Genomic DNA, 22,583 nt, shown 5'->3' with positions numbered 1-22,583 from the left:
GGGTGTTAGCCCCAGCAAAGCTCCATGCCTTTGGCGACGTCAATGCTTTCGACACCTTCGGCTGGTTTATCGGTGACCAGCGAAACGCCAGTGTCGAAGAAGTCCTTGCCTGGGGTCAGTGCTGGCTTGGTGCCGTCTTTGGCCCATGCGGCAATCGCCTCGACGCCTTTGGAGGCCATCAGCATCGGGTATTGCTGCGAGGTCGCACCAATTACGCCGTCCTTGACGTTGGCAACGCCGGGACAGCCGCCGTCGACGGATACGATCAGCACGTCGTTTTCACGACCGAACGCTTTCAGGGCTTCGTATGCGCCAGCAGCGGCAGGTTCGTTGATGGTATAGACCACGTTGATACCAGAGTCCTTGGCAAGAAGGTTCTCCATAGCCTTGCGGCCACCTTCTTCGTTGCCTGCGGTGATGTCATTGCCAACGATACGGGGATCTGTTTCGTCGCCCCATTTGTTCGGGTCACCCAGATCAATTCCGAAGCCCTTCAGAAACCCTTGGTCGCGTAGAACGCCGACAGTCGGTTGCGACACGGCCAGATCAAGCATCGCAATTTTAGCGTTTGCAGCGTCGTCACCGAGTGTCGCAGCAGCCCATTTGCCAATGAGCTCACCGGCAAGGAAGTTGTCAGTTGCGAAAGTTGCGTCAGCCGCGTCGATTGGGGACAGCGGTGTGTCCAGCGCAATAACTACGAGGCCTGCGTCACGGGCTTGCTTCACCGAAGATACGATGGAGGATGTGTCGGAGGCAGTCAGCAGGATGCCTTTGGCGCCGTCTGCGATGCAGGTTTCGATTGCTGCAACTTGTGTTTCGTGGTCGCCGTCGACCTTACCTGCGAAGGATTTCAGCGTCATGCCAAGCTCTGCCGCTTTGGCTTCAGCGCCTTCCTTCATCTTGACGAAGAACGGGTTGGTGTCGGTTTTGGTGATCAGGCAAGCAGTGACTGCGTGGCCGTCTGCAAATGCCGCACCGGACAAAGTGGTCAGCGCGACAGCCGACGTAGCGAGTAATTTTTTCATGATGTCCTCCCAGACATGTTGTGGTCCGTCATACGGATCAGAACCCCGCCCTCCCGGCGGAACTGACGCTAAGAAACGCGATTCGCATTCCTGGGTCAATAAATAAATAAACTTGATTTATTAATTCAGCATGCGATGTTTTCTCTTGAGATCGTAAAGTATAGGGTCCCACGTAAATGGACGGGTCCAAAATCAGATCGCTCAGTGGCGGCGCAAACCAAAGCGGGTTGCGTAACCACAATGAACGCCTTTTGCTGTCAATGTTGCAGCGTGGCGGAGCTATGCCCGGGAGCGATCTGGCAAGGATTGCGGGGCTATCGCCGCAAACCGTTTCGGTCATTCTGCGAAAGCTGGAAAAGGACGGATTGCTCGCCCGTGGCGCACCTGTGCGCGGTAAGGTCGGCAAGCCCTCGGTGCCGATGACACTGGCCCCTGACGGGGTGTTCTCGCTTGGTGTGAACATCGGTCGGCGCAGCGCGAAAATCGTTCTGATGGACTTCACCGGCGTCATTCGCGCAGATGTGTCGACGACTTTTTCATATCCCCTGCCCGCAGAAATATTTGCGTTTATCCGCAGTGGACTGGACGAGCTGACATCGACTCTCACCCCTGATCTTCAACAACGATTGTGCGGTATCGGGATCGCTGCCCCTTTCGAATTGTGGAACTGGCACGAGATGGTCGGCGCGTCCGCGGAAGAATTTGCGCTGTGGAAAGGGGTGAGCTTTCAAGATGAAATCGCCTTGTTCAGTGATCTTCCCGTGCATGTAGTCAACGACGCGACCGCCGCCTGTCGTGCGGAGCATGTCTACGGGCGGGGCAAAGAGTTTCGCGACTACGCCTACTTCTTCGTCGCCGCGTTCGTCGGAGGCGGGATCGTTTTGAACCACTCCGTTTTCGAAGGTCATCAAGGAAATGCAGGTGCGTTGGGGTCTTTGCGCAGTGTCGGGCCGAACGGTGAAAGTCGCCAACTCATCGACATCGCCTCGATCCACCTGCTCGAAGCGCGCTTGTCTGAAGTGGGGCTGGACCCCAGCGGGCTTTGGGATAGCGACGACTGGTCGCCTTATGCCCGTTATGTCGAGCCCTGGATCCGGCAAACGGCGCAAGAGCTTGCCAAGGCCGCCCTGTCCACATGCGCGGTCATTGATTTTGAAGCGATTATGATCGACGGGGGGTTACCACCGGACGTCAAGGAGACCCTTGTCGCGCGCACACGACGCTATTTGTTGAACCAAGACACGCGTGGGCTGATTCCTCCGCAGGTCGAAGCCGGAACCATTGGCAGACAGGCCCGCGAGCTTGGAGCCGCGTGCAGTCCTATTTTCTCGCAATACCTTCTCAACACCAACTCGGGTCTGACGCTATAACTTCTCCCGAATTTTGAACAGTTGCCGCTTACATCGCACGTTAAACGGTCTATCCTGCGTAGAAATCCAGACGACGGTAGGAGCGCCTCATGTCCCGCAGCATCGACCTGAACTCCGATCTTGGAGAGAGTTTCGGCCCGTGGACCATGGGCGACGACGCCGCCATGCTGTCAATCGTATCCAGCGCCAATATCGCGTGTGGCGGTCACGCAAGCGACCCCGAGACAATGTATGGAACGCTTTGCCTCGCCCGTGACAACGGCGTCACCGTCGGCGCGCATCCCGGCTACAATGATCGCGAAGGGTTCGGGCGCCGGATCATCCCTATGCCCACTGTCGAGATCGGTCGCATGGTCGCGGCGCAGGTCGGCGCATTGCAGGCGCTCGCCAAGATGGCAGGCACCAAGGTCACCTATGTGAAACCTCATGGCGCGCTCGGCAACCTTGCGGCGGCGGATCGCGGCGTGGCAGATGCGATTGTGAGCGCAGTGGCTCAGATTGATCCACACCTCTCCATCCTTGCGATTTCGGGCATGCAGCTAGAGCAAGCCGCGCGCAGTGCGAAGACGGAGGTCTATTCAGAAATATTCGCCGACCGCGGGTATCTTTCCAACGGCCAGCTCGTCCCGCGCGGGCAAGACGGGGCGATGATCCACGATCCGGATGAGGCGGCCGAGCGTCTGCTTGCGTTTCTCGAGACAGGATTGATGCCTGTCATTGACTGCGATCCCATCGCCCTCAACGCGCAGTCCATCTGCGTTCATGGCGACAGTGCCGGCGCGGTTGCCATGGCCAGTGCAATTCGCAAACGCCTCTCTGCGGCGGGCATCACGGTTTCCGGTTTTGCGCGAGGATGAACGCGCCGCAGTTCAAACCGGTGGCCGACCATGCGGTCTTGGTAGAGTTCGCTTCTGAAATAAGCGACGATGTAAATCGCTTGGTCATTGCGCTGGATCACGCGATCACCATGGCACAAATCAAGGGACTGCAAGAGGTTGTCCCCGCTTTGGTGAACCTCCTTGTGGTTTTTGACCCACTGGAAACCGATCACGTTCAGGTCGAGAAGGACGTTCGTTCCCTACTCCCCGTGTCACCCGACAGCGATGCGCAGGCCACGCATCATACGCTCGACATTTGCTACGATGATGACTTTTCCCCCGACCTTGTAGCTGTCGCCAAAGCCTGTGGCATGAGCGAAGACGCCGTCATTCAGGCCCATAGCTCTGCGCGTTATCGCGTTGGCATGTACGGGTTTGCACCGGGATATGCGTATCTGGCTGGCGTGCCTGAAGCGATCCAGGTTCCACGCAAAACCGCGCCGGTGCGAGACATCCCCGCCGGCAGCGTGATGATCGCCGGGCCGCAATGCCTTGCGACCACCATCGTCATGCCAACCGGCTGGTCAATCATCGGCCGCACGCCCGCAAAAATCATGACCGGCAATCCGGACCGCCCGTTTCTGTTCGACGTGGGGGACACCGTTTCGTTCAACCGCATCCGTCGCGAGGCCCTATGAGTAGCGCGCTCTTACGTGTCATTCATGCGGGGCCCTTGGTCTCCATCCAAGATGGTGGGCGTGGCGGGCATATGCGGTTTGGGGTGTCTGCATCAGGACCGATGGACCGCACCAGCTTTGCCATTGCGAATACCGCGCTTGGCCAGCCCGAGGACGCGACCGGACTAGAGGTATCACTTGGCGGGTTGGTTCTTGAATGCAAGCAAGGTTCGGTAAGTTTTGCTGTGGCCGGTGGCGGGTTTTCCGTTGACTGTGCCGGTGCCAAAACGACGGCTTGGACAGTGCAGACATTGCATGAAGGTGAAAAGCTTACGATCAGAGGCGGCGCGTGGGGGAGTTGGACTTACCTCACATTTGCGGGCGACCTGAAGGCGAGCAAATGGCTTGGACACACGGCGACACATTCGATGTCGGGGTTTGGTGGTGGCGCGTTGCGATCCGGGCAGGACATCGAGATTGAAAGCGCCCATATCCGCGACGACCGCATGGGCGACATCCCCTGCCCCGCCTTTGCACAACCCGATGGGCAGGTGCGCGTTGTGGTCGGACCGCAGGACCAACACTTTGCGCCGTCTTCGGTCGCAACTTTTCTGAACACACCCTATAAGCTCACCGATGCGTTTGACCGTATGGGCGTGCGTCTTAACGGCCCTCAACTAGAGCTTAACGAAGCGCTTTCTATCCCGTCAGAACCAATCCTGCGCGGCTCTGTGCAGGTCGCAGGCGATGGCGTTCCCACAGTGCTGCTTGCGGATCACCAAACGACTGGCGGCTATCCGAAGATCGCGACCGTCATCTCGTGCGACCTCGATCGGTTGTCTCAAATGCGGGCACAGGACAGCGTTGCATTTACCGCGGTCAGCCCTGAAGACGCGATCTCCATCGTGCGTGCAGCGGCCCGTCAAAGACGCGCCTATCTCGATGAGCTTGCCAAACCCCGTCCAAGCCTTAACGAGCGCCTTCTGCGCGAAAATCTTATTGGTGGCGTGATCAGCGGCGCTGAAGACTAGCCGCAAAAAAGGCGCGGGATTTGCAGCCCGCACCCCTCAACACCCTACCCTTCGCAAGATCAGACCATGATCGTGTAGATACCCAGGAAGATGATCGCCGACAGGATCGCTGCGGCGGGAACCGTGATGATCCAAGCCGCGATAATGGTCATGAAGTGCGACCGGCGAACCAATTTGCGGCGGCGACGTTCTTCCGTCGCCATGGCGGGACGGTCAGGCATAGCGAGCCGTGCCTTCTTGATGCGCCGCTCCGCATCCCATTCGCGGAAGAAGCCCACGCCAAACACGCCCCCAACAGCGATATGGGTCGAGCTCACCGGAAGGCCCAGCCAGCTGGCCACAATCACGGTGATCGCAGCCGACAGCGCCACGCAATAGGCCCGCATCGGGTTCAGCTTGGTGATTTGGCTACCCACCATGCGGATCAATTTGGGGCCGAATAGAAACAACCCGAACGAGATACCGAAGGCACCAATCACCATGACCCAGATCGGGATACTGATCGCATGTGTGAAATCACCGGACTGCGACGCCTGCACAATCGCGGCCAAGGGACCAACAGCATTGGCCACATCGTTCGCACCATGCGCAAAGCTCAACAATGCCGCCGATACAACCAAGGGAATACCGAACAAAACTTTCAGCGACTTGTTGCGGTTTTCCAACCCTTCGGACTGCTTGCGTATGGTAGGGATCATGATCGCCCAAGTCGCGACACCAATCGCGGCACCGATCAGCAACGCGGTAGACATGTCGATCTTGATGATCTTTTTGATACCCTTGAGCGCCAGATAAGCAGAAAACGCCCCCGCCATAATGCCGACCAGAACCGGCACCCATTTGCGGGCCGCCTCGATTTTATCGTCCTGATAGATGATGCGCGACTTGATCAGCCACAAGAACCCAGCAGCGACAAGCCCACCCAGAACCGGCGAGATCACCCAACTGGCGGCGATTGCACCCATGGTCGACCAACTCACCGCTGAAAGCCCTGCCGAGGCAATGCCCGCCCCCATAACCCCGCCAACGACAGAGTGGGTCGTCGACACGGGCGCACCCACCCATGTCGCGAGGTTCACCCATAACGCCGCCGACAACAACGCGGCCAGCATCGCCCACATAAACGTCTGCGCGTCGCCCATACTTTCGGGCGCGATGATGCCCTTCGCAATGGTTGAAACGACGTCGCCGCCTGCCAGCAGGGCTCCAGCGCTCTCGAAGACCACGGCAATGGCAATGGCCCCGCCCATGGTCAATGCATTCGCACCAACCGCAGGACCCATATTGTTGGCCACGTCATTGGCGCCAATATTTAGCGCCATATAGGCCCCGAAGCACGCAGCAATGACGACGATAAGCGAATTGTTTGCTTGGCCGAAGATCATCGCCGCAGCCAGGCCAGCCAGCACAATGAACACGAAGGCGATGCTTGGACCAACAATAGGCCGAGAGACGTAACTGGTCGCCATCTCAAGGTTGGAATAGCGCGCCAGATCCCGATCCAGCGTTTCAAGATGGCGCGGATCGCCTTGTTGTTGGTCTGACATGAATCGTCCCCCGAATTTGTCGGGGGAGTAGTCTCTTAAAGTAGAGCTAAAATCAACCGCTCGAATGACCGCGCCGCAGATCAGCTATAAATATCACAGCGCGCGGAATATGGACTTGAGTTCGCTTTCGTGAACAAGGCCCGCCGCATCGGACGGGCTGACCCATTTGCGGCGACGCTCTTGAGTTTCGGGGAAGTCTTCCTCCAGATTTTCCACCTCGACGGAGTAAACCAGCGTTTCGACAGCAACAGGCAAGCCGCTGCGCAGGGTCTTGTCATAGGTGTAGGTGCCGATGGACTCGGTCTCCATGTGCCCGTCAGACACGCCAGCTTCTTCCCACGCTTCTTGCATGGCCGCTTCGGGAGAACTCAATCCGCGGATGGGCCACCCTTTCGGGATAATCCAACGTCCGGTGTCGCGGCTGGTCACGAGCAACACTTCGCGATCATCCCCGCGATCACGGTAGCATAGCGCTGCAACTTGCAAACGCTTCGGGCGTTGCAACATCGGGGACAAATAACTGTCCCAGACCTCACGGAGATGTCTGACCATAATGAAACCGCTCAAGATATTATTTTTGTTGTTCTGCATAACATATTGATGAATTGACAAAATTGCAAATTTGCCCCGAAAATGTCTGATCAAACGACCCAGAACGGGACGATGGATTCTGCTGTTCGCGCCTTCAAGGTTTGAAAATTGAATTTCGTGTAGCTGGCGCAAAAATCGGATAGGTAGCCTAATGGACCAACCCCTGCCGATTCCCCTCGACAATTTGATTGTCTGTACGCATTGCGATGCGGCCTTTACGCTTGAGCGCCCCAAGGTCGGTCAAAGGGCAGTGTGCACGCGTTGCGGGACTGTGTTGATCACCCCGCGCCGCAAGGCAGGGTTGCAGATCATTGCTGTATCCGTCGCGATTACGATCTTGATTATTGCCGCCACAGTTTTCCCGTTTCTGTCGATTTCAGCGGCGGGCGCGACAAACTCGGTCTCGATCCTTGATGCGGCACTTGCGTTTAGTGACGGGCCTTTGGTGGCACTTGCGCTGACCACGGCGGCGTTGATTATCTTCGTGCCATTGGCGCGGGTTCTGCTCACCATATACGTCCTTGTGCCGATTGTTCTGGACCGGCCCCCTGCACGCGGGTCAACTCAGGCCTTCCGCTTGGCCGAAGCGTTGCGCCCGTGGTCGATGGCAGAAATCTTTGTGCTGGGCTGCGCCGTTGCATTGATCAAGATCAGCGATTTGGCGGATGTTGCGTTCGGGCCCGCGTTCTGGATGTTTTCGGGGCTGGTTGTCCTAGTTGTGGTTCAAGACAATTTCTTATGTAGATGGTCGGTATGGAAGTCGCTGGACAAAACTCAAACATCGTAAGCGCGCGCGATCTCGGCGTCGTTGCCTGCACACGGTGCACGCAGGTCTGGCCCGCGGGCACGCAAACATGTGGCCGCTGTGGCAGCACAATCGTTGCGCGCGACCGCCTGAGCTTGCAGCGGGTGTGGGCGCTTTGGCTGGTTGGGTTGATGTGCTACGTGCCCGCCAATATGTACCCGATGCTACAAACCCGCACCTTGCTTAGCGTGCAGGAAGACACAATCGTCGGCGGTGCGGTCGAGCTAATCCATCACGGGGCTGTGGGCATTGCCTTGATCATCCTGATTGCGAGCGTCGTCATTCCCATAGGCAAGTTTATGGCCATCGCCTTTCTTGCCATATCGGTCAAACGCCCCTCCAGCGTGTCCAACCACCACCGTCAGGTGCTGTATGAGGTGGTCGAATATATCGGGCGCTGGTCGATGATTGATATTTTTGTAGTTGCGATCATGTCGTCGCTCGTCCAGTTAAATACTCTCGCTGCGGTCAATCCGGGCCGTGCCAGCCTGTTTTTTGCGCTATCTGTGATTTTTACGATGCTATCGGCACAGGCCTTTGACAGCCGCATGATCTGGGACGTACGTGCCAGACAAGAGGGAACGACGACAGATGAGTGAGACGCCAACACCCGTGTCCATCGAACCGGCACGCAAGTCGTTTTTCGCGAATGCGTCCTTCGTCTGGATCATCCCCATTTTGGCCTTGGCCATTGCCCTTGGCGTCGCGTGGCAGTCCTACACCGACCGTGGCCCGCTTATCGAGATCGAGTTCGAGAATGGCGCCGGTATCGCAAAACGCGAGACCGAGCTGCGGTTTCGGGATGTGGCCGTCGGTGTTGTGGAAGACGTCAAGTTCGCGTCGAACCTGTCCGGCGTTGTGGCCCTTGTGCGAATAGACAAGGACATCGCGCCGTTTGTGGATGTGGGTGCCAGTTTCTGGGTGGTCCAACCTGAGTTGAGCGCACAAGGCGTAAGCGGTCTCGATACGGTTTTGACAGGTGTGTACATCGAAGGCACCTGGGACGGCGATATCGGTCCCGCGCAATCCAAATTCAAAGGCCTGAAAGACACCCCGCTGTATCGCTATGGTAAAGAAGGGCTCGAAATCACCTTGCGCACCACGGCGGGTGGCAACTTGACCGACAACAGTCCCATCACGTTTCGCGGGATCGAAGTCGGGCGCGTGGGCAAGGCGCATATTTCGCAGCAGGGCAGTTTTGCCGTCGCGGAAGCAATTATCTACCACCCCCATAGCCGCCTGATCTCTGACAGAACGCGGTTTTGGGACACCTCCGGATTCACCTTTTCCGTCGGCCCAGGCGGCGCGGAAATCGACTTCTCGTCCTTCGCCACGCTCGTCAGCGGTGGCCTGACCTTCGAAACCTTCGTTTCCAGCGGTGGGCGGGTGTCTGACGGCAAGTCGTTCGAAGTGTTTGCCGACGAAGAGTCAGCGCGTGACAGCGTCTTCAACGCCTCGGAAGCAGAGCCGCTTCAAATGCGCGTGGTGTTCGACGAAAGCATCTCCGGTCTTGCCGTGGACGCCCCGGTTGAGCTCAGCGGCTTTCCGATTGGCCGGGTGACCGGCGTATCAGGCGTCATTGACGCAGATGCGTTCGGCGATGAGCGGGTGCGGCTGAACGCGCTCATCGACATCCAGCCCGCGCGGCTTGGTTTGACGGATGAGGTCACACCTGAGGCAGCGTTGCAGTTTCTGTCGCGCCGTATTGAGGAAGGCCTGCGTGCGCGGCTTGCGTCCGCCAGCCTTCTTGCGGGCGGCCTGAAGATCGAGTTGGTCGATACCGAGAATGTATCCTCGTATGTTGTGCAATCCGGTGAAGGCATCATCCCGATCATCCCAAGCACCAGCAATGACATCTCCGACGTCACGGCGACGGTTGCGGGCGTGGTTTCACGCATCAACAACCTGCCAATCGAAGAGTTGCTCAACAGCGCTATCCAGTTCCTGAACAGTGCCGACGCGCTGATTTCCAACGAAGACCTTCGCGAGACGCCGAAGGTTGTACGCGCCTTGTTGGGCGATGTGCGCGATATCGTCGGGTCGGATGATGTGCAAAACATCCCCGCTAAACTTAACGGAGCGCTTGGTCGGTTCGAAACCTTGTTGGCGCAGTTGGAAGAGGAAAAGTTTACCACCCAACTCGTCGCGGCGGTCAATGCGGCGGCGGCGGCAGCGAATGGTGTGAACGCCTCGGTCGAAGGGGTGCCTGCGCTTGTCACGCAGCTGCAAGCCGTTGCCGCGAAGGCAGAAAGCCTGCCTTTGGATGCTTTGACCGAACAGCTTACGTCTCTTACAACTTCGGCGGATGCAATTTTGGGCACCGACGCGGCGAAGAAGCTGCCAGAAGACCTCGGCTCTGCCTTAAACGAAATAAACGCGACCTTGCGGGAATTGCGTGAAGGCGGTGCCGTCACGAACATAAACGCGACGCTGGATTCAACGCGCAAAGCAGCCGATGCTGTCGCCATTTCCACACAGGATTTGCCGGCGTTGGTCGAACGGGTGCAGCAGGTGTTAAACCAAGCCAACCAAACGATTGCAGGGTATAACAAAGGCGAAGTGCTGAGCCGTGATGCCCAGAGCGCATTGCGCGACATTTCTAAAGCAGCCGAGGCGATGACATCACTGGCACGTATGCTGGAACGCAACCCAGGCTCACTATTACGGGGAAGATAATTATGACTGCACTAAAGCCGATCCTTGTCGGGACCGCTTTCGCGCTTGCTGCCTGCGGGGCCACGCCCGACCTTTATCCGGTTACCCCACCGCAAGTTGAACAAAAGCAACGTATCGCCTTTCGTGCGGTCGAAGTGCGCGACGTCTCGTTGCCAGCCTATGCCGGTGCCAACGAGATCGCAATCGAGGATCTGGACGGCAAACTCGTGACTGACTCCGCCATTCTTTGGGCCGACAGCCCCGAGCGGGCGGTCGCCTTGGAGTTAACCCGCAATCTTGCGCGTCTGACCGGTGCGCGTGTTGCCTCCGAGCCATGGCCGTTCGAAGCCTTTCCGGACGCCCGTTTGGAGGTCCGTTTTGAAAGCCTCATCGCCGGTGCGAACGGTCAGTTCCGCGCGTCCGGACAGTTCTTTGTAGGCGTTCCGGATGGTGGCCGCGAACGCTCTGGACTGTTTGATCTTGCGGTACCGTTTGACCCGTTGGGCGGACCACAAGCCATTGCCGCGGCGCGGGGTCAGGTGATCCTTGATCTTGCGGTCTACATTGCGCGCAACGGGTTGCGGTAGCCGCCCCCTACTCAGGTCCGCTCGCGCAACCGCTTTCGGTTCGCGATTAGCGTCGGGCGCTGAACTTCCAGCGGAAGGATTATGTTATGAAAGATGTTCGGATCATCGTGACGGGCGGAACTATCGACAAAGTCCATGACCCCGCCACCGAGGCGCTGGCCTTTTCGGAGGACAACACCACTCATGTCCCCGAAATTCTATCCCTCGCCCGCTGTCATTTTCCGACCGTCCAGCTCCTGATGCTGAAGGACAGTCTCGACTTTGATGATGATGATCGGGCTACAATCGTCGAGGCCATTCTTGCGGCACCTGAACCCGCAATTGTGGTCACCCACGGCACTGGCACAATGGGCCAAAGCGCGCGGTGGATATCGAAGCGTGTTTCGGGAAAAACTATCGTGCTCACAGGCGCAATGCGCCCGCATTCTCTGAGTTTTTCTGACGGACCATTTAACATGGGCGGTGCGATCATCGCTGCTCAAGTGATGCAAAACGGGGTTTATGGCGTGATGAACGGCCGCGTTTTCGAGGCCGCCGCCTTGACCAAGAACACCGAACAGGGACGCTTTGACGTCTGACGTTTTCGACGTCTGGTGGTTGACCGTCACGCAGCGCGGGAACCGGAAGCCGCCTTCGAACGTTTGGGTGCTCAATCGCAATTTCACGGGGATTTCTTGAACGCATTTCTGAAAAATCCAACGTAAAGAGACGTTACGTCTGAATGTTCGGCTCAAACTGAATACCCTTGACGTATAAGCAAAGCGCACTCTAATCGAGTGTTAACGAAGGATTTCGATCCATGTATGATACCTGAATTGCTCAAACGAGTTTGTAATCAACGCAACAATTTAGGTATTCACCGAAGCTCCTCAACAGACCCGCTCAGACCGCACCAGCAGTTTGCTGCTCGGAAGGATTAAACCATGACCAACACGGCCCAAGACGCAAAAGCGCTGGAGTTCCAGGATGACGAGGGCGCGTCCCGCTCCACTTGGATTGCAACGGCATTAGTGGTGGTTATCGTGGCCTGGATGGGCAGCGGTTTCATTTTCCCGTCCGCCGAGCCAACCGCCACTCCAACGCGCGAGGCGCCCAAGCCGATTGCGGTCGCCGTCAAACCTTCCGTCGCCGAAACCGTGACCCAGTACTACCAAGCCGAAGGCCAGGCGATACCCGACCGCGACACCGAGTTGCGTGCAGAGGTTTCCGGCGACGTCGCCGAAGTGCTCGTCACGAAAGGCCAGAATGTAGAGGCTGGTGACATCATCGCGCGACTGGATGCGACCACAAACAAGGCCGAGATCAATCGCGCAAACGAAGAACTCGCCCGCGCCCAACGCGAATTCGATAACGCGGAAGCGTTGCTACAACGGGGCGTTGCGACCGCTGATCGCGTCGCGCAGGCTCGTGCCGCTTTGGCGTCGGCACAAGCGCAGGTCGCTGACGCGCAGGAGGCCTCTAAAAACCTTGTGATCACCGCCCCGTTCGATGGCCGGATCGAAACACTGGATCTAGACCCCGGCGAATTTGTGTCCGCAGGCTCGGCAATCGGGCGCATCGTGGACAACACGCCGCTGACCGTTACGATACAGGTCCCGCAGCAATCCCTAACCCGCATCAAAAACGGCCAATCCGCGACGGTTAAATTCATTACCGGAGAGGAGCGCAGCGGCACGGTGTCCTTCGTTGGCACCTCCGCGTCCTCTCAGACGCGTACCTTCCTTGCCGAAATTGATGTGCCAAACGAAGACGGTGCGATCCCCGCCGGCATCTCTGCGGAGGTCCGTATTCCCACAGGCGAGGCCACCGCCCATTTTCTGTCGCCGTCGATTGTATCGCTTAGTGAACGCGGGGAGCTTGGTGTAAAGACCGTCGCCGAAGACATGACCGTCGAGTTCCATCCCATCCAGGTTGTCCGCGCTCAAATCGAGGGGATCTGGGTCACGGGTCTGCCTGACAAGGCCGACGTCATTACGGTGGGTCAAGGGTTCGTAAGCGAGGGCGAAACTGTAAATCCTCGGCCCGAGGAACCAGCCCGATGAACGCGATTATCAACGCTGCGTTCTCACGCTCGCGGGTCGTGGTCATGGCGTTGGTGATGGTTTTGACTGTCGGCGCCTATGCCTATGTTTCCATCCCAAAGGAAGCAAACCCCGAGGTTCCTCTACCGCTGTTCTATGTCTCAACCGGGCTGGATGGTATCAGCCCCAGCGACGCGGAACGCTTGTTGTTGGAACCGTTGGAAACCGAATTCGCCTCCATCAGCGGGCTTGAAAGTCTCAAGTCGGAAGCCTCCGAAGGCTTCGCCAGCATTCAGTTGGAGTTCAGCCCCGGCTTTGACAGCGAGAGTGCACTGGACAAAGTGCGCGAAGCTGCTGACCGCGCCGAAGGTGACCTGCCCGACGACGCCTATGACGTCAAGATCACAGAAATAAACACGGCCCTATTCCCGATTATCACAGCGATCCTGTCCGGTCCGGTTCCGGAGCGCACACTCAACGATCTCGCAGAAACGCTGCAAGAAGAAATCGAAGGTCTCAGCGGGGTCCTAGAGGTTGATATCGGCGGGCAGCGGTTCGAGTTTCTGGAGGTTCTGATCGACCCTACTGTCTTCCAGACCTACAACCTGTCCTTTGACGAGCTGATCGGCCAAATCCAGCGCAACAACCGCCTGATTGCCGCTGGCGCAATCGAGACCGGCGCAGGCCGTATCGTATTGAAAGTCCCAGGCCTCATCGAAGGGCTGGAGGACGTGATGTCCATGCCCGTCTTGGTGCGCGGCAATACCGTCGTCACTTTTGGCGACGTCGCCACCATCCGGCGCACATTTGAAGACCCGACGTCTTTCGCGCGCATTAACGGGCAGCCAGCGCTTGCTTTGGAAGTGAAAAAACGGTCCGGCGCGAACATCATCGACACCGTTGCCGAAGTTCAGGCGCTCGTGGACCGCCTGAGTACCGATTGGCCCGAGAGTGTCGAAGTCACCTACCTTCAAGACCAAAGCAAACAGGTCAAAGACCTGCTCAGTGATTTGGAAGCCAACGTGATTGCCGCCGTGATCCTGGTGATGATCGTCATCGTTCTCGCCCTCGGGTTGCGGTCTGCGATCCTTGTTGGCCTGGCGATCCCCGGTGCGTTTCTTGCTGGTGTCATTGCGCTATGGACAATGGGCTACACGATGAACATCGTCGTCTTGTTCTCGCTCATCCTTGTTGTAGGTATGCTTGTGGATGGTGCGATTGTAACCACCGAACTCGCCGACCGGCGCTTGCAAGAAGGCGCATCCGCCAAAGACGCATATGCCTTCGCCGCCAAACGCATGTCATGGCCAATCATTGCATCTACGGCGACCACCCTCAGCGTGTTCTTCCCCCTGCTCTTCTGGTCGGGGATGGTCGGTGAATTCATGAAGTTTCTGCCAATCACAGTGATCCTTACACTGTTCGCATCGCTGTTCATGGCATTGGTTTTCATCCCTGTCGTCGGCGGCCTGATCGGCAAACGGCAGCCTCAAACCGCAACGGCGAAAGCGGCACTACATGCAGCGGAATTTGGTGATCCGCGCGACATCAAGGGCGCCACAGGCGCTTACATAAAAATCTTGGAATGGGCGATCCTGCGCCCTCTGGCGACACTCCTGTTGGCGCTGGCATTGCTGTTGGGCGGATTCAGCCTTTATGCTCAATTCGGCAAGGGCATCAGCTTCTTCCCGTCCGTCGAGCCTGACTTCATGCAAGTCCAAGTGCGCGCACGCGATAACTTTTCGATTTTCGAGCGCGACGCTTTGGTGCGCGCCGTCGAAGAACGCATACTGGGCTATGACGAGATTGCCAGCATCTACGCACGCTCCACCATGAGCGCGGGTCAGGGCGACGAGGAAACCATCGGCACGCTGCAACTTGAACTGACCGCATGGGACACCCGTCGCCCTGCCGCCGAGATCGGCGTAGACATTCGCAACAGCGTTGCCGATATCGCGGGCATCGACGTGCAGGTTCAAACCGAAAGCGGCGGCCCGTCTACGGGCAAGCCGATCAACCTGCAAATTACCGCCCGTAGCCCCCAGACACAAACCATCGCGGTCGAACAAATTCGTGCTCTGATGGACAAGCAGGGTGGCTTCACCGATGTCACCGATACACGGCCCCTGCCGGGCGTAGAGGTGTCGATCCTTGTCAATCGCGCCGAAGCGGCACGGTTTGGCGCGGATGTCAGCCTTCTGGGGCAAGCGGTACAATTGCTTACGCAAGGGATCACCATCGCCGATTATCGCCCCGACGATGTCGACGGGTCTCTGGACATCCGCGTGCGCTTCCCGCGAGAGGAGCGCTCGCTTGCCGAACTGGGCAACTTGCGCGTTCCGACATCGGCTGGTCTCGTCCCGATTTCGAACTTCGTGACTTTCGAGCCATCCGAGCGCACGGGCGTCATCCGCCGTATCGACGAAAAGCGCGTCACCACGATTGAGGCCAACGTCGCGCCGGGCGTACTTGTCAATGATCAGGTGCGCGCGTTGACGGCCTCGTTAGAAGCCGCGGACCTTCCCGAAGGCGTAAAATTCAGCTTTGCAGGTGAAGCAGAAGACCAGGCAGAAAGCATGGCGTTCCTGATCGGCGCGTTTATCTCGGCCATCTTCTTGATGTTCGTCATCCTCGTGTTGCAGTTCAACAGCTTCTTCCAAGCCTTCGTGGTGATGAGCGCGATCGTCTTTTCCATCGCCGGAGTTTTGCTGGGTCTGATCATTACCGGCCGCCCCTTCGGGGTCGTGATGGGCGGGATCGGGGTCATCGCGCTGGCGGGGATTGTCGTGAACAACAACATCGTGCTGATCGACACCTATAACGACCTAAAAGCCTCCGGGCAGTCGCCCTTGGAGGCCGCTTTGCGCACGGGCGCACAGCGTTTGCGTCCGGTAATACTGACATCCGTGACGACCGCGCTTGGCCTCATGCCAATGGTCATTGGTGTAAACCTGAATTTCTTTACCCGAGAGATCGTTTACGGGGCGCCCTCGACCCAGTGGTGGACGGAGCTGTCCTCCGCTATTGCGGGCGGGCTTGTGATCGCCACTGTTCTCACTTTGGTGGTGACGCCTGCGATGTTGATGCTGGGCGAGCGCAAGCGACGTGTCGGAGTTGAAACACAATCTGATTGAAGGCGCGGCACTCTTGTTCAGGCGGATAATCGCGTCCGCGCTCTTGCGAATCCTGACCAGCTTTGTGCAAGTTACATAATCGATCCTTTCTGGAGTTCCCGTGTCCCTTTTCATTATCGTTGCACTGCCCTTCTTAGGCGCATTTTTGCCGGGTCTGATGAATTCTGCGGGGCGCTCAGCCTGTGCCGGCGTGACTTTTGCCGTCTCACTGGCCGCTTTCATCGGCTTGCTGACAAATCTGCCCTTGGTTCTGGCCGGAGAAGTCGTGACGGCGCGGGTCGACTGGATGCCGTCGCTTGGGTTGAATTTCACGTTGATGTTGGACGGGCTTGGATTCTTCTTTGCGCTGTTAATCTTGGGCATTGGCCTGCTGATTATCGCTTATACGCGGAACTATCTAAGCCGCGATGACAATATGGGCGAGTTCTTCACCTACCTCCTGCTGTTCCAAGGCGCGATGGTCGGCATCGTTCTGAGCGACAACATCCTGCTTTTGCTGGTTTTCTGGGAGCTGACATCGCTGTCTTCGTTCTTGCTGATCGGCTATTGGAAGCACCTGCCGGAGGGTCGGCAAGGCGCGCGAATGGCCTTGACCGTCACGGGCATGGGCGGTTTGGCGATGATTGGTGGCATGCTGATTTTGGGCCAGATCGTCGGCAGCTACGATCTGAGCGTGATCCTTGAGAACCGCGACCTTATTCAAGCAGACCCGCTTTATGTTCCCGCCTTGATCCTGATCCTGCTGGGCTGCTTCACCAAATCGGCGCAGTTCCCTTTCCATTTCTGGTTGCCACACGCCATGGCAGCGCCCACGCCGGTGTCTGCGTATCTACACTCGGCGACGATGGTGAAGGCAGGGATATTCCTGATGGCGCGGATGTGGCCCGTCCTGTCCGGCACACCCGAATGGTTCATGATTGTCACCACCGCAGGTCTGGTCACCATGGTTCTGGGCGCACTGATCGCGCTGTTCAAGCATGATTTAAAGGCGCTACTGGCCTTCTCGACGGTTAGCCATCTTGGCCTGATCACCATGCTTTTGGGCACAGGCACCGCTTTTGGCGCGATGGCTGCGGTGTTTCACATCCTCAACCACGCGACCTTCAAAGCCGCGCTTTTCATGTCTGCCGGTATCATCGACCACGAGGCCCATACCCGCGACATTCGCCGCCTCGGAGGCTTGCGGAAACTGATGCCGATTACCTTCATGATCGCGTCCCTTGCGGCGCTGTCGATGGCGGGTATTCCGCTGCTCAACGGATTTTTGTCAAAAGAAATGATGCTGGAAGAGGCCAACCACACGGTGCTGTTTGGGCTACCTTGGCTGGTTCCCGCACTGGCGACATTCGGATCGCTTCTGTCTGCGGCCTATTGTTTCCGGCTGATCGGGCATGTGTTCTTGGGTCCGGTGCGGGACGACTATCCCGCCAAGCCCCATGATCCGGAGGCAGGCCTTTGGATGCCACCCGCGATTTTGGTGGTGCTGGTCGTGGTAATCGGTGTCGCGCCTTTCCTGGCCGAGCCCTTCGTGAAACTGGTGACAGCCTCCGTTCTTGGCGACGCGGCAGAGGTACCAAAAGCTTATTTCAAAATCTGGCACGGGCTGGTTCCGGCCCTCTTCATGTCGATGATAGCCGTTGTCGGCGGCTTACTGATGATTGCCGTTTTCACCCCCGCGCTGCGCCTTTGGGACACCACCCCAAGACCCGAAGCCAAAGCAATCTTCGATACCATTATCAATGCTGTCGTCAGGGTGTCTCAACAGGTCATTCTGCCTTTGCACAACGGCGCGTTTACGCGCTACGCGGCTGTCGCCGCTGTTACCATACTCGCTGCGGGTTTCCACGCTTGGAGCACCGGATCAGTCGGGACTGCCACCCGCACGCTGCAGCCTGCGGACCCCGTGCTCATTGCGGGTTGGTTGATGTTGGTCGCTGCGACCTGCGGTATGGTGTTGATGCACCGCAATCGTTTTTTGTCGCTGATCCTGATTGGCATCGTCGGGCTGATGGTCTCTGTCGGGTTTGTTTTCTTTAGCGCACCCGATCTGGCGATGACCCAGTTCACTGTCGAGGTGGTCACGATTATCTTGATGCTGCTGGCCCTCAATTTCCTGCCAAACCGCACCCCAATAGAAAGCTCTGTCCTGCGCCGCGTGCGCGATACGGGTATTGCGATTGCAGGCGGGCTGGCGACCTTCGCGCTGGCTTATTACTATCTTTTGCGCGACGCGGTCAGCACTCCGATTTCGGAATTTCATCTGGCCAATTCCTACAAGGGCGGCGGCGGGACCAATGTGGTCAACGTGATCCTCGTCGACTTTCGGGGATTTGACACATATGGCGAAATCATCGTGCTGGGGATCGCTGCACTCCTGATCTATGCGCTGACAGAAACATTGCTGGGTGGCCCCGTGCGTGCGCGGCTTTTGAACCGCCTACCCGATCAAGCCCGCGCAGGCGACGTGCATCCGATGATGATGGTGGTCCTGACCCGTGTGATCATGCCGGTGGTCCTTTTGGTCGGGTTCTACATCTTCTGGCGGGGACATAACGAGCCGGGCGGCGGCTTTATCGCGGGCCTCATCGTCTCGATCGGTGTCGTGATGCAATACATGGCCAGCGGTTTTGCGTGGACTTCGGCACGGCTGCGCTATCCCTATCATGGCGTGATCGGTGCAGGTGTGTTGATTGCCGGTTTCACGGGCATCGGCTCATGGTTTGTCGGCAAACCCTTCCTGACGTCGGACTTCACCTATGTCCGTATCCCGCCGTTTGAGAAGTTCGAACTGGCGACCGCAGCGCTCTTTGATCTTGGCGTGTTTCTGGCAGTTGTCGGAGCTGTGATGCTGTCGTTGGAAAGCTTCTCGCGCCTTGCGCGGCGCGCACATGTGCCTGACAACGAGCACCCGATGGATATCGACCCCTCGAGAGAGAACCCGCTCCAGATTGGTGCGAAACCTGCAAAGGAAGGAGGCTGATATGGAATTTCTGGTTGCCTCCGCCATTGGCGTTCTGACTGCTGGTGGCATCTATCTGATGCTTCGCCTGCGGACCTTTCCGGTGATCTTGGGAATGTCGTTGCTGACCTATGCGGTTAACGTGTTCCTGTTCTCGTCCGGCCGCCTGACCGTCGGCGCACCTCCAATCCTGAGCGATGGGGTGTCCGTCTATACCGATCCACTGCCGCAGGCTTTGGTGCTGACTGCCATCGTCATTTCCTTTGGGATGACAGCCGTTGTGGTGATGATTGGTCTTGGCGCGTTCTTGGGGTCCGACGATGACCATGTCGACGATCCAAGCGAAGACGCCGACGACAAGGCGGAGGGCACATCATGAACCACTGGATCATCGCCCCCGTCGTGCTGCCCGCTTTGCTTGCGCCGTTTATCGTGCTGGCGGCACGGTACCACATCGGCATTCAACGGACCCTGTCGATCGCTGGTGTACTGGCCCTGATCATCATTGCAGCAGGGTTGGCCTTTCAGGTGTCCGACGGCTCCATTGTACTCTACCAACTCAGCGATTGGGCCGCTCCGTTCGGCATCGTGCTGGTGGCCGACCGGCTGTCGACGCTGATGGTTCTCCTGACAGCGGTGCTGGCGCTTTTCGTGCTGCTTTACGCGATAGGTTCGGGCTGGGACAATCGCGGGCGACACTTCCACGCGCTGTTCCAGTTCCAGCTGATGGGCATCATGGGCGCGTTCCTAACCGGAGACCTCTTCAACCTCTTCGTCTTTTTCGAGGTGTTGCTGATCGCGTCTTACGGCTTGATGATCCACGCAGGTGGCAACGAAAGACTGCGCGCAGGTGTCCAGTACGTGTTGTTCAACCTTATCGGCTCGACGCTCTTTCTATTTGCGCTTGGCTCGATCTATGCCGAGACAGGCACGTTGAACATGGCCGATCTGGCCAATCGCGTCGCTATGATTGGCCCCGAGGACACTGTAGGCATCCGCATAGCCGCCGTACTTTTGCTGCTGGTCTTTGCGATCAAGGCAGCGCTTGTTCCGCTGCATTTCTGGCTGCCGTCGAGCTATGCCGAAGCACCCGCTCCCGTGGCCGCGCTTTTTGCCATCATGACGAAGGTCGGTGCTTACGCAATCATCCGCGTCTACACGATGATTTTTCCGCCGGACTTGGACGTCACAGCAGGCTTGCATGACCTTTGGTTGCTCCCCGCCGCGCTGTTGTCGCTGGCCATCGGGATGGTGGGCGTTCTGGCAGCCAAGCGGCTGGACCGGCTTGTCGCGTTCTCTGTGATCGGGTCCATGGGCATGGTGATGGTGGCGATCTCGCTGTTCACACCCGAGGGCATCGCGGCCGCTCTCTACTACATCGTGCATTCGACATTGGCTGGTGCTGTCTTGTTTCTGATCTCGGACCTTGTGCGTACTGGTCGCGCCGATCTGAACCTGACACCGCAGCCCCCAGTCGCGGGCAACGCCCTAACCGCAGGGTTGTTTTTCATAGGTGCGATTGCGATGGCAGGCCTGCCGCCATTGTCAGGGTTCCTGGGTAAGCTGCTCATCTTGAATGCGGCCTATGACGCTGACCTCATGGTCTGGATCTGGGTGATCGTTCTGACGTCGAGCTTGATCAGCATCGTCGGTTTTGCCCTTGCAGGTAGCGTTCTGTTCTGGAAGGCACATAGTATCGAGGCGCTAGAAGACGCCCCCATCCATCCGCGTCCGGCGGCCTTGTCTTATGTTGCTGTTGGCGGGCTTATCTCGCTCTTGGTAGCGCACACGGTCTTTGCGGGGCAGATGCATGCCTACACCACAACCATGGCCGCGCAGCTTTTCGCGCCAGAGCCCTACATTTCGACTGTGATAGAAACGCCGGGCAAGCACAGCAAACCAACGACGGAGGATCACTGATATGTCACGCGCATTCTATTGGCTGCTTCCACATCCGTTGCTGACACTTCTCTTAGCAGTGGTGTGGACCCTATTGCAGAACGAGTTTTCCGCGGGAATGATGGTCTTTGGTGTCTTCCTCGGGATTATTATCCCGTGGGGGACATCGGTTTGGTGGCCTGACACGCCCAAAGGGTTCCGGCTGGGCAAGATGGCTTCATATTGCGTCATGGTATTGTGGGACATTGTGGTCGCGAATGTGCAGGTTGCTTGGATCGTCCTGAGCGTTCCGAATTCAAAGCTGAAACCGGCTTGGATCGTGGTGCCGCTAGAGTTGCGCCAACCCGAGGCCATTACCGTGCTGGCCGGCACCATCACGCTGACACCTGGCACCGTTTCGGCGGACCTGTCCGAGCACGGGAACAGTCTTCTGGTCCATGTGTTGCACACCGACGACCCTGATGCCGTTCGCGACGATATCATCTCGCGATATCAAAACCGCCTGAAGGAGATTTTCAAATGACCCTAGCCTTAGGATTTTTGGACATGGCATCGGTCATTGCCTTCGTCGCCCTCGCGCTTGGGCAGTTGCTCTCCATGGTACGTCTGGTTTTGGGGCCAACTCCGGGGGACCGGATCCTTGCCCTTGATACGATGGTCATCAACGCACTGGGTCTGATCATCGTTCTTGGCATTCACTTAGGCGTTCAAATCTACTTCGAGGTTGCCTTGCTCGTCGCAATGCTCGGCTTTGTCTCCACGGTCGCGCTAGCGCGCTTTTTGTTGCGGGGGGACATCATCGAATGAGCGGCGAAATCATCGGAACTTACGCAACCGCGATATGCCTGCTGATCGGGTCTGCATTCATCATCGTGGGTGTCATCGGGCTTTTGAAGTTTAACGACCCCATGACCCGCTTACATGCCCCTACAAAGGTTGGAACCATCGGGATCGGCATGCTGCTATTGGCATCGATGATACATTCGTTCGTCTTGGGCGATACGTCGGTGCATGAAATCTTGATCATGGCCTTCTTGTTCGTGACAGCCCCTATCTCCGCGCATTTCATCGCGAAGGTCAGCATCCACACCCGAACATGCGCAACGCCACCACCACCGCCCCGCGATGACACATGGTCGACGCTAAGCGTACCGGAACAAGAGGTGCAGGCAGAAAACTGATTAGCCTCACCCGAGGTTGATTCCCAACACCAAATCGAAAACCGGAACCGATTGTGGTTTCAATGGTTTCTGGCATTCGCGAAGTATGAAGTTTGAAATGGTGCCCAGGGGCGGATTTGAACCACCGACACGAGGATTTTCAATCCACTGCTCTACCCCTGAGCTACCCGGGCACCGGGTGTTCGCATAGGGTGTTTACCTGCGAACGTGGGCCTATTTAGGCTAGTGATTTGGTGCTGTCCATAGCCTAGTTCATGAAAAGTACAAACTCCGGTGCATCGGG

20 protein-coding genes and 1 tRNA gene are annotated in these 22,583 nt (G+C 57.7%); 17 read left to right on the top strand and 4 right to left on the bottom strand.

What is annotated here, in order from left to right:
• Positions 1-5: 5 nt before the first annotated feature.
• Positions 6-1,025 (bottom strand): sugar ABC transporter substrate-binding protein, encoded by a 1,020-nt coding sequence (locus BUB72_RS10690; protein WP_073143687.1) that lies wholly within the window; start codon positions 1,023-1,025, stop codon positions 6-8.
• 176 nt (positions 1,026-1,201) lie between these two features.
• On the opposite strand from BUB72_RS10690, the gene BUB72_RS10685 reads away from it, so the two are divergent.
• The 4 genes from BUB72_RS10685 (at position 1,202) to BUB72_RS10670 (ending at position 4,921) form a co-directional block, all read left to right on the top strand.
• Positions 1,202-2,395, top strand: a complete 1,194-nt coding sequence (locus BUB72_RS10685) for an ROK family transcriptional regulator (RefSeq protein ID WP_073143686.1) — start codon at positions 1,202-1,204, stop codon at positions 2,393-2,395.
• An 89-nt stretch (positions 2,396-2,484) separates the two neighbouring features.
• Complete coding sequence (locus BUB72_RS10680) at positions 2,485-3,252, top strand: LamB/YcsF family protein (protein WP_073143685.1); 768 nt, start codon at positions 2,485-2,487, stop codon at positions 3,250-3,252.
• Positions 3,249-3,911 (top strand): 5-oxoprolinase subunit PxpB, encoded by a 663-nt coding sequence (pxpB, locus tag BUB72_RS10675; protein ID WP_073143684.1) that lies wholly within the window; start codon positions 3,249-3,251, stop codon positions 3,909-3,911. The genes BUB72_RS10680 and pxpB overlap by 4 nt, the downstream gene beginning before the upstream one ends.
• On the top strand, positions 3,908-4,921 hold the full coding sequence (locus BUB72_RS10670) for a 5-oxoprolinase subunit C family protein (RefSeq protein ID WP_073143683.1): 1,014 nt from the start codon (positions 3,908-3,910) through the stop codon (positions 4,919-4,921). The genes pxpB and BUB72_RS10670 overlap by 4 nt, the downstream gene beginning before the upstream one ends.
• A 59-nt stretch (positions 4,922-4,980) precedes the next feature.
• Here BUB72_RS10670 and BUB72_RS10665 read toward each other — a convergent pair whose 3' ends face one another.
• Together BUB72_RS10665 and BUB72_RS10660 are read right to left on the bottom strand one after the other, a co-directional pair.
• Entirely contained in the window at positions 4,981-6,468 is a 1,488-nt protein-coding gene (locus tag BUB72_RS10665) for an inorganic phosphate transporter (protein ID WP_073143682.1), read from the bottom strand.
• Between the two features lie 93 nt (positions 6,469-6,561).
• On the bottom strand, positions 6,562-7,020 hold the full coding sequence (locus BUB72_RS10660) for an NUDIX hydrolase (protein ID WP_073143745.1): 459 nt from the start codon (positions 7,018-7,020) through the stop codon (positions 6,562-6,564).
• 190 nt (positions 7,021-7,210) lie between these two features.
• On the opposite strand from BUB72_RS10660, the gene BUB72_RS10655 reads away from it, so the two are divergent.
• The 13 genes from BUB72_RS10655 to BUB72_RS10595 all read left to right on the top strand — a co-directional run bounded on the left by BUB72_RS10655 (position 7,211) and on the right by BUB72_RS10595 (position 22,300).
• Positions 7,211-7,846, top strand: a complete 636-nt coding sequence (locus BUB72_RS10655) for a paraquat-inducible protein A (protein ID WP_073143681.1) — start codon at positions 7,211-7,213, stop codon at positions 7,844-7,846.
• On the top strand, positions 7,804-8,463 hold the full coding sequence (locus BUB72_RS10650) for a paraquat-inducible protein A (protein WP_073143680.1): 660 nt from the start codon (positions 7,804-7,806) through the stop codon (positions 8,461-8,463). Before BUB72_RS10655 ends, BUB72_RS10650 begins: the two co-directional genes overlap by 43 nt.
• Positions 8,456-10,540, top strand: coding sequence for a PqiB family protein (locus BUB72_RS10645; RefSeq protein ID WP_073143679.1), 2,085 nt, complete (start codon positions 8,456-8,458; stop codon positions 10,538-10,540). Before BUB72_RS10650 ends, BUB72_RS10645 begins: the two co-directional genes overlap by 8 nt.
• A gap of 2 nt (positions 10,541-10,542) precedes the next feature.
• A complete protein-coding gene (locus BUB72_RS10640; protein WP_073143678.1) occupies positions 10,543-11,106 on the top strand; it encodes a PqiC family protein in 564 nt (187 codons plus the stop codon).
• 86 nt (positions 11,107-11,192) lie between these two features.
• Positions 11,193-11,684, top strand: coding sequence for an asparaginase domain-containing protein (locus BUB72_RS10635; protein WP_073143677.1), 492 nt, complete (start codon positions 11,193-11,195; stop codon positions 11,682-11,684).
• Between the two features lie 345 nt (positions 11,685-12,029).
• On the top strand, positions 12,030-13,148 hold the full coding sequence (locus tag BUB72_RS10630) for an efflux RND transporter periplasmic adaptor subunit (RefSeq protein WP_073143676.1): 1,119 nt from the start codon (positions 12,030-12,032) through the stop codon (positions 13,146-13,148).
• Complete coding sequence (locus tag BUB72_RS10625) at positions 13,145-16,261, top strand: efflux RND transporter permease subunit (RefSeq protein ID WP_073143675.1); 3,117 nt, start codon at positions 13,145-13,147, stop codon at positions 16,259-16,261. The genes BUB72_RS10630 and BUB72_RS10625 overlap by 4 nt, the downstream gene beginning before the upstream one ends.
• A gap of 100 nt (positions 16,262-16,361) precedes the next feature.
• Positions 16,362-19,241, top strand: a complete 2,880-nt coding sequence (locus BUB72_RS10620; protein WP_073143674.1) for a monovalent cation/H+ antiporter subunit A — start codon at positions 16,362-16,364, stop codon at positions 19,239-19,241.
• A 1-nt stretch (position 19,242) separates the two neighbouring features.
• Entirely contained in the window at positions 19,243-19,599 is a 357-nt protein-coding gene (locus tag BUB72_RS10615) for a Na+/H+ antiporter subunit C (protein WP_073143673.1), read from the top strand.
• Entirely contained in the window at positions 19,596-21,140 is a 1,545-nt protein-coding gene (locus tag BUB72_RS10610) for a monovalent cation/H+ antiporter subunit D (protein WP_073143672.1), read from the top strand. The genes BUB72_RS10615 and BUB72_RS10610 overlap by 4 nt, the downstream gene beginning before the upstream one ends.
• A gap of 1 nt (position 21,141) precedes the next feature.
• On the top strand, positions 21,142-21,642 hold the full coding sequence (locus BUB72_RS10605) for a Na+/H+ antiporter subunit E (protein WP_073143671.1): 501 nt from the start codon (positions 21,142-21,144) through the stop codon (positions 21,640-21,642).
• Positions 21,639-21,926 carry a K+/H+ antiporter subunit F gene (locus tag BUB72_RS10600; protein WP_073143670.1) on the top strand — a complete coding sequence of 96 codons (288 nt, stop codon included), beginning with the start codon at positions 21,639-21,641 and terminating at the stop codon, positions 21,924-21,926. Before BUB72_RS10605 ends, BUB72_RS10600 begins: the two co-directional genes overlap by 4 nt.
• Positions 21,923-22,300, top strand: coding sequence for a Na+/H+ antiporter subunit G (locus tag BUB72_RS10595; RefSeq protein ID WP_073143669.1), 378 nt, complete (start codon positions 21,923-21,925; stop codon positions 22,298-22,300). The genes BUB72_RS10600 and BUB72_RS10595 overlap by 4 nt, the downstream gene beginning before the upstream one ends.
• A 98-nt stretch (positions 22,301-22,398) precedes the next feature.
• Here the strand turns inward: BUB72_RS10595 and BUB72_RS10590 are convergent.
• A tRNA-Phe gene (locus BUB72_RS10590) sits at positions 22,399-22,473 on the bottom strand.
• Positions 22,474-22,583: the final 110 nt, after the last annotated feature.

This window comes from Litoreibacter ascidiaceicola, from assembly GCF_900129235.1.
Classification (GTDB): Bacteria; Pseudomonadota; Alphaproteobacteria; order Rhodobacterales; family Rhodobacteraceae; genus Litoreibacter; species Litoreibacter ascidiaceicola.
Note: the sequence above shows the minus strand (reverse complement) of the source record. Positions and strands in the feature narration are given on the sequence as shown.

Coding starts and splice junctions, on each gene's coding strand:
- BUB72_RS10625 (WP_073143675.1), top strand. CDS start 13,145: ATGAACGCGATTATCAACGCTGCGTTCTCACGCTCGCGGGTCGTGGTC.
- BUB72_RS10655 (WP_073143681.1), top strand. CDS start 7,211: ATGGACCAACCCCTGCCGATTCCCCTCGACAATTTGATTGTCTGTACG.
- BUB72_RS10600 (WP_073143670.1), top strand. CDS start 21,639: ATGACCCTAGCCTTAGGATTTTTGGACATGGCATCGGTCATTGCCTTC.
- BUB72_RS10680 (WP_073143685.1), top strand. CDS start 2,485: ATGTCCCGCAGCATCGACCTGAACTCCGATCTTGGAGAGAGTTTCGGC.
- BUB72_RS10665 (WP_073143682.1), bottom strand. CDS start 6,468: ATGTCAGACCAACAACAAGGCGATCCGCGCCATCTTGAAACGCTGGAT.
- pxpB (WP_073143684.1), top strand. CDS start 3,249: ATGAACGCGCCGCAGTTCAAACCGGTGGCCGACCATGCGGTCTTGGTA.
- BUB72_RS10630 (WP_073143676.1), top strand. CDS start 12,030: ATGACCAACACGGCCCAAGACGCAAAAGCGCTGGAGTTCCAGGATGAC.
- BUB72_RS10640 (WP_073143678.1), top strand. CDS start 10,543: ATGACTGCACTAAAGCCGATCCTTGTCGGGACCGCTTTCGCGCTTGCT.
- BUB72_RS10595 (WP_073143669.1), top strand. CDS start 21,923: ATGAGCGGCGAAATCATCGGAACTTACGCAACCGCGATATGCCTGCTG.
- BUB72_RS10660 (WP_073143745.1), bottom strand. CDS start 7,020: ATGGTCAGACATCTCCGTGAGGTCTGGGACAGTTATTTGTCCCCGATG.
- BUB72_RS10605 (WP_073143671.1), top strand. CDS start 21,142: ATGTCACGCGCATTCTATTGGCTGCTTCCACATCCGTTGCTGACACTT.
- BUB72_RS10615 (WP_073143673.1), top strand. CDS start 19,243: ATGGAATTTCTGGTTGCCTCCGCCATTGGCGTTCTGACTGCTGGTGGC.
- BUB72_RS10650 (WP_073143680.1), top strand. CDS start 7,804: ATGGTCGGTATGGAAGTCGCTGGACAAAACTCAAACATCGTAAGCGCG.
- BUB72_RS10635 (WP_073143677.1), top strand. CDS start 11,193: ATGAAAGATGTTCGGATCATCGTGACGGGCGGAACTATCGACAAAGTC.
- BUB72_RS10645 (WP_073143679.1), top strand. CDS start 8,456: ATGAGTGAGACGCCAACACCCGTGTCCATCGAACCGGCACGCAAGTCG.
- BUB72_RS10610 (WP_073143672.1), top strand. CDS start 19,596: ATGAACCACTGGATCATCGCCCCCGTCGTGCTGCCCGCTTTGCTTGCG.
- BUB72_RS10690 (WP_073143687.1), bottom strand. CDS start 1,025: ATGAAAAAATTACTCGCTACGTCGGCTGTCGCGCTGACCACTTTGTCC.
- BUB72_RS10685 (WP_073143686.1), top strand. CDS start 1,202: ATGGACGGGTCCAAAATCAGATCGCTCAGTGGCGGCGCAAACCAAAGC.
- BUB72_RS10670 (WP_073143683.1), top strand. CDS start 3,908: ATGAGTAGCGCGCTCTTACGTGTCATTCATGCGGGGCCCTTGGTCTCC.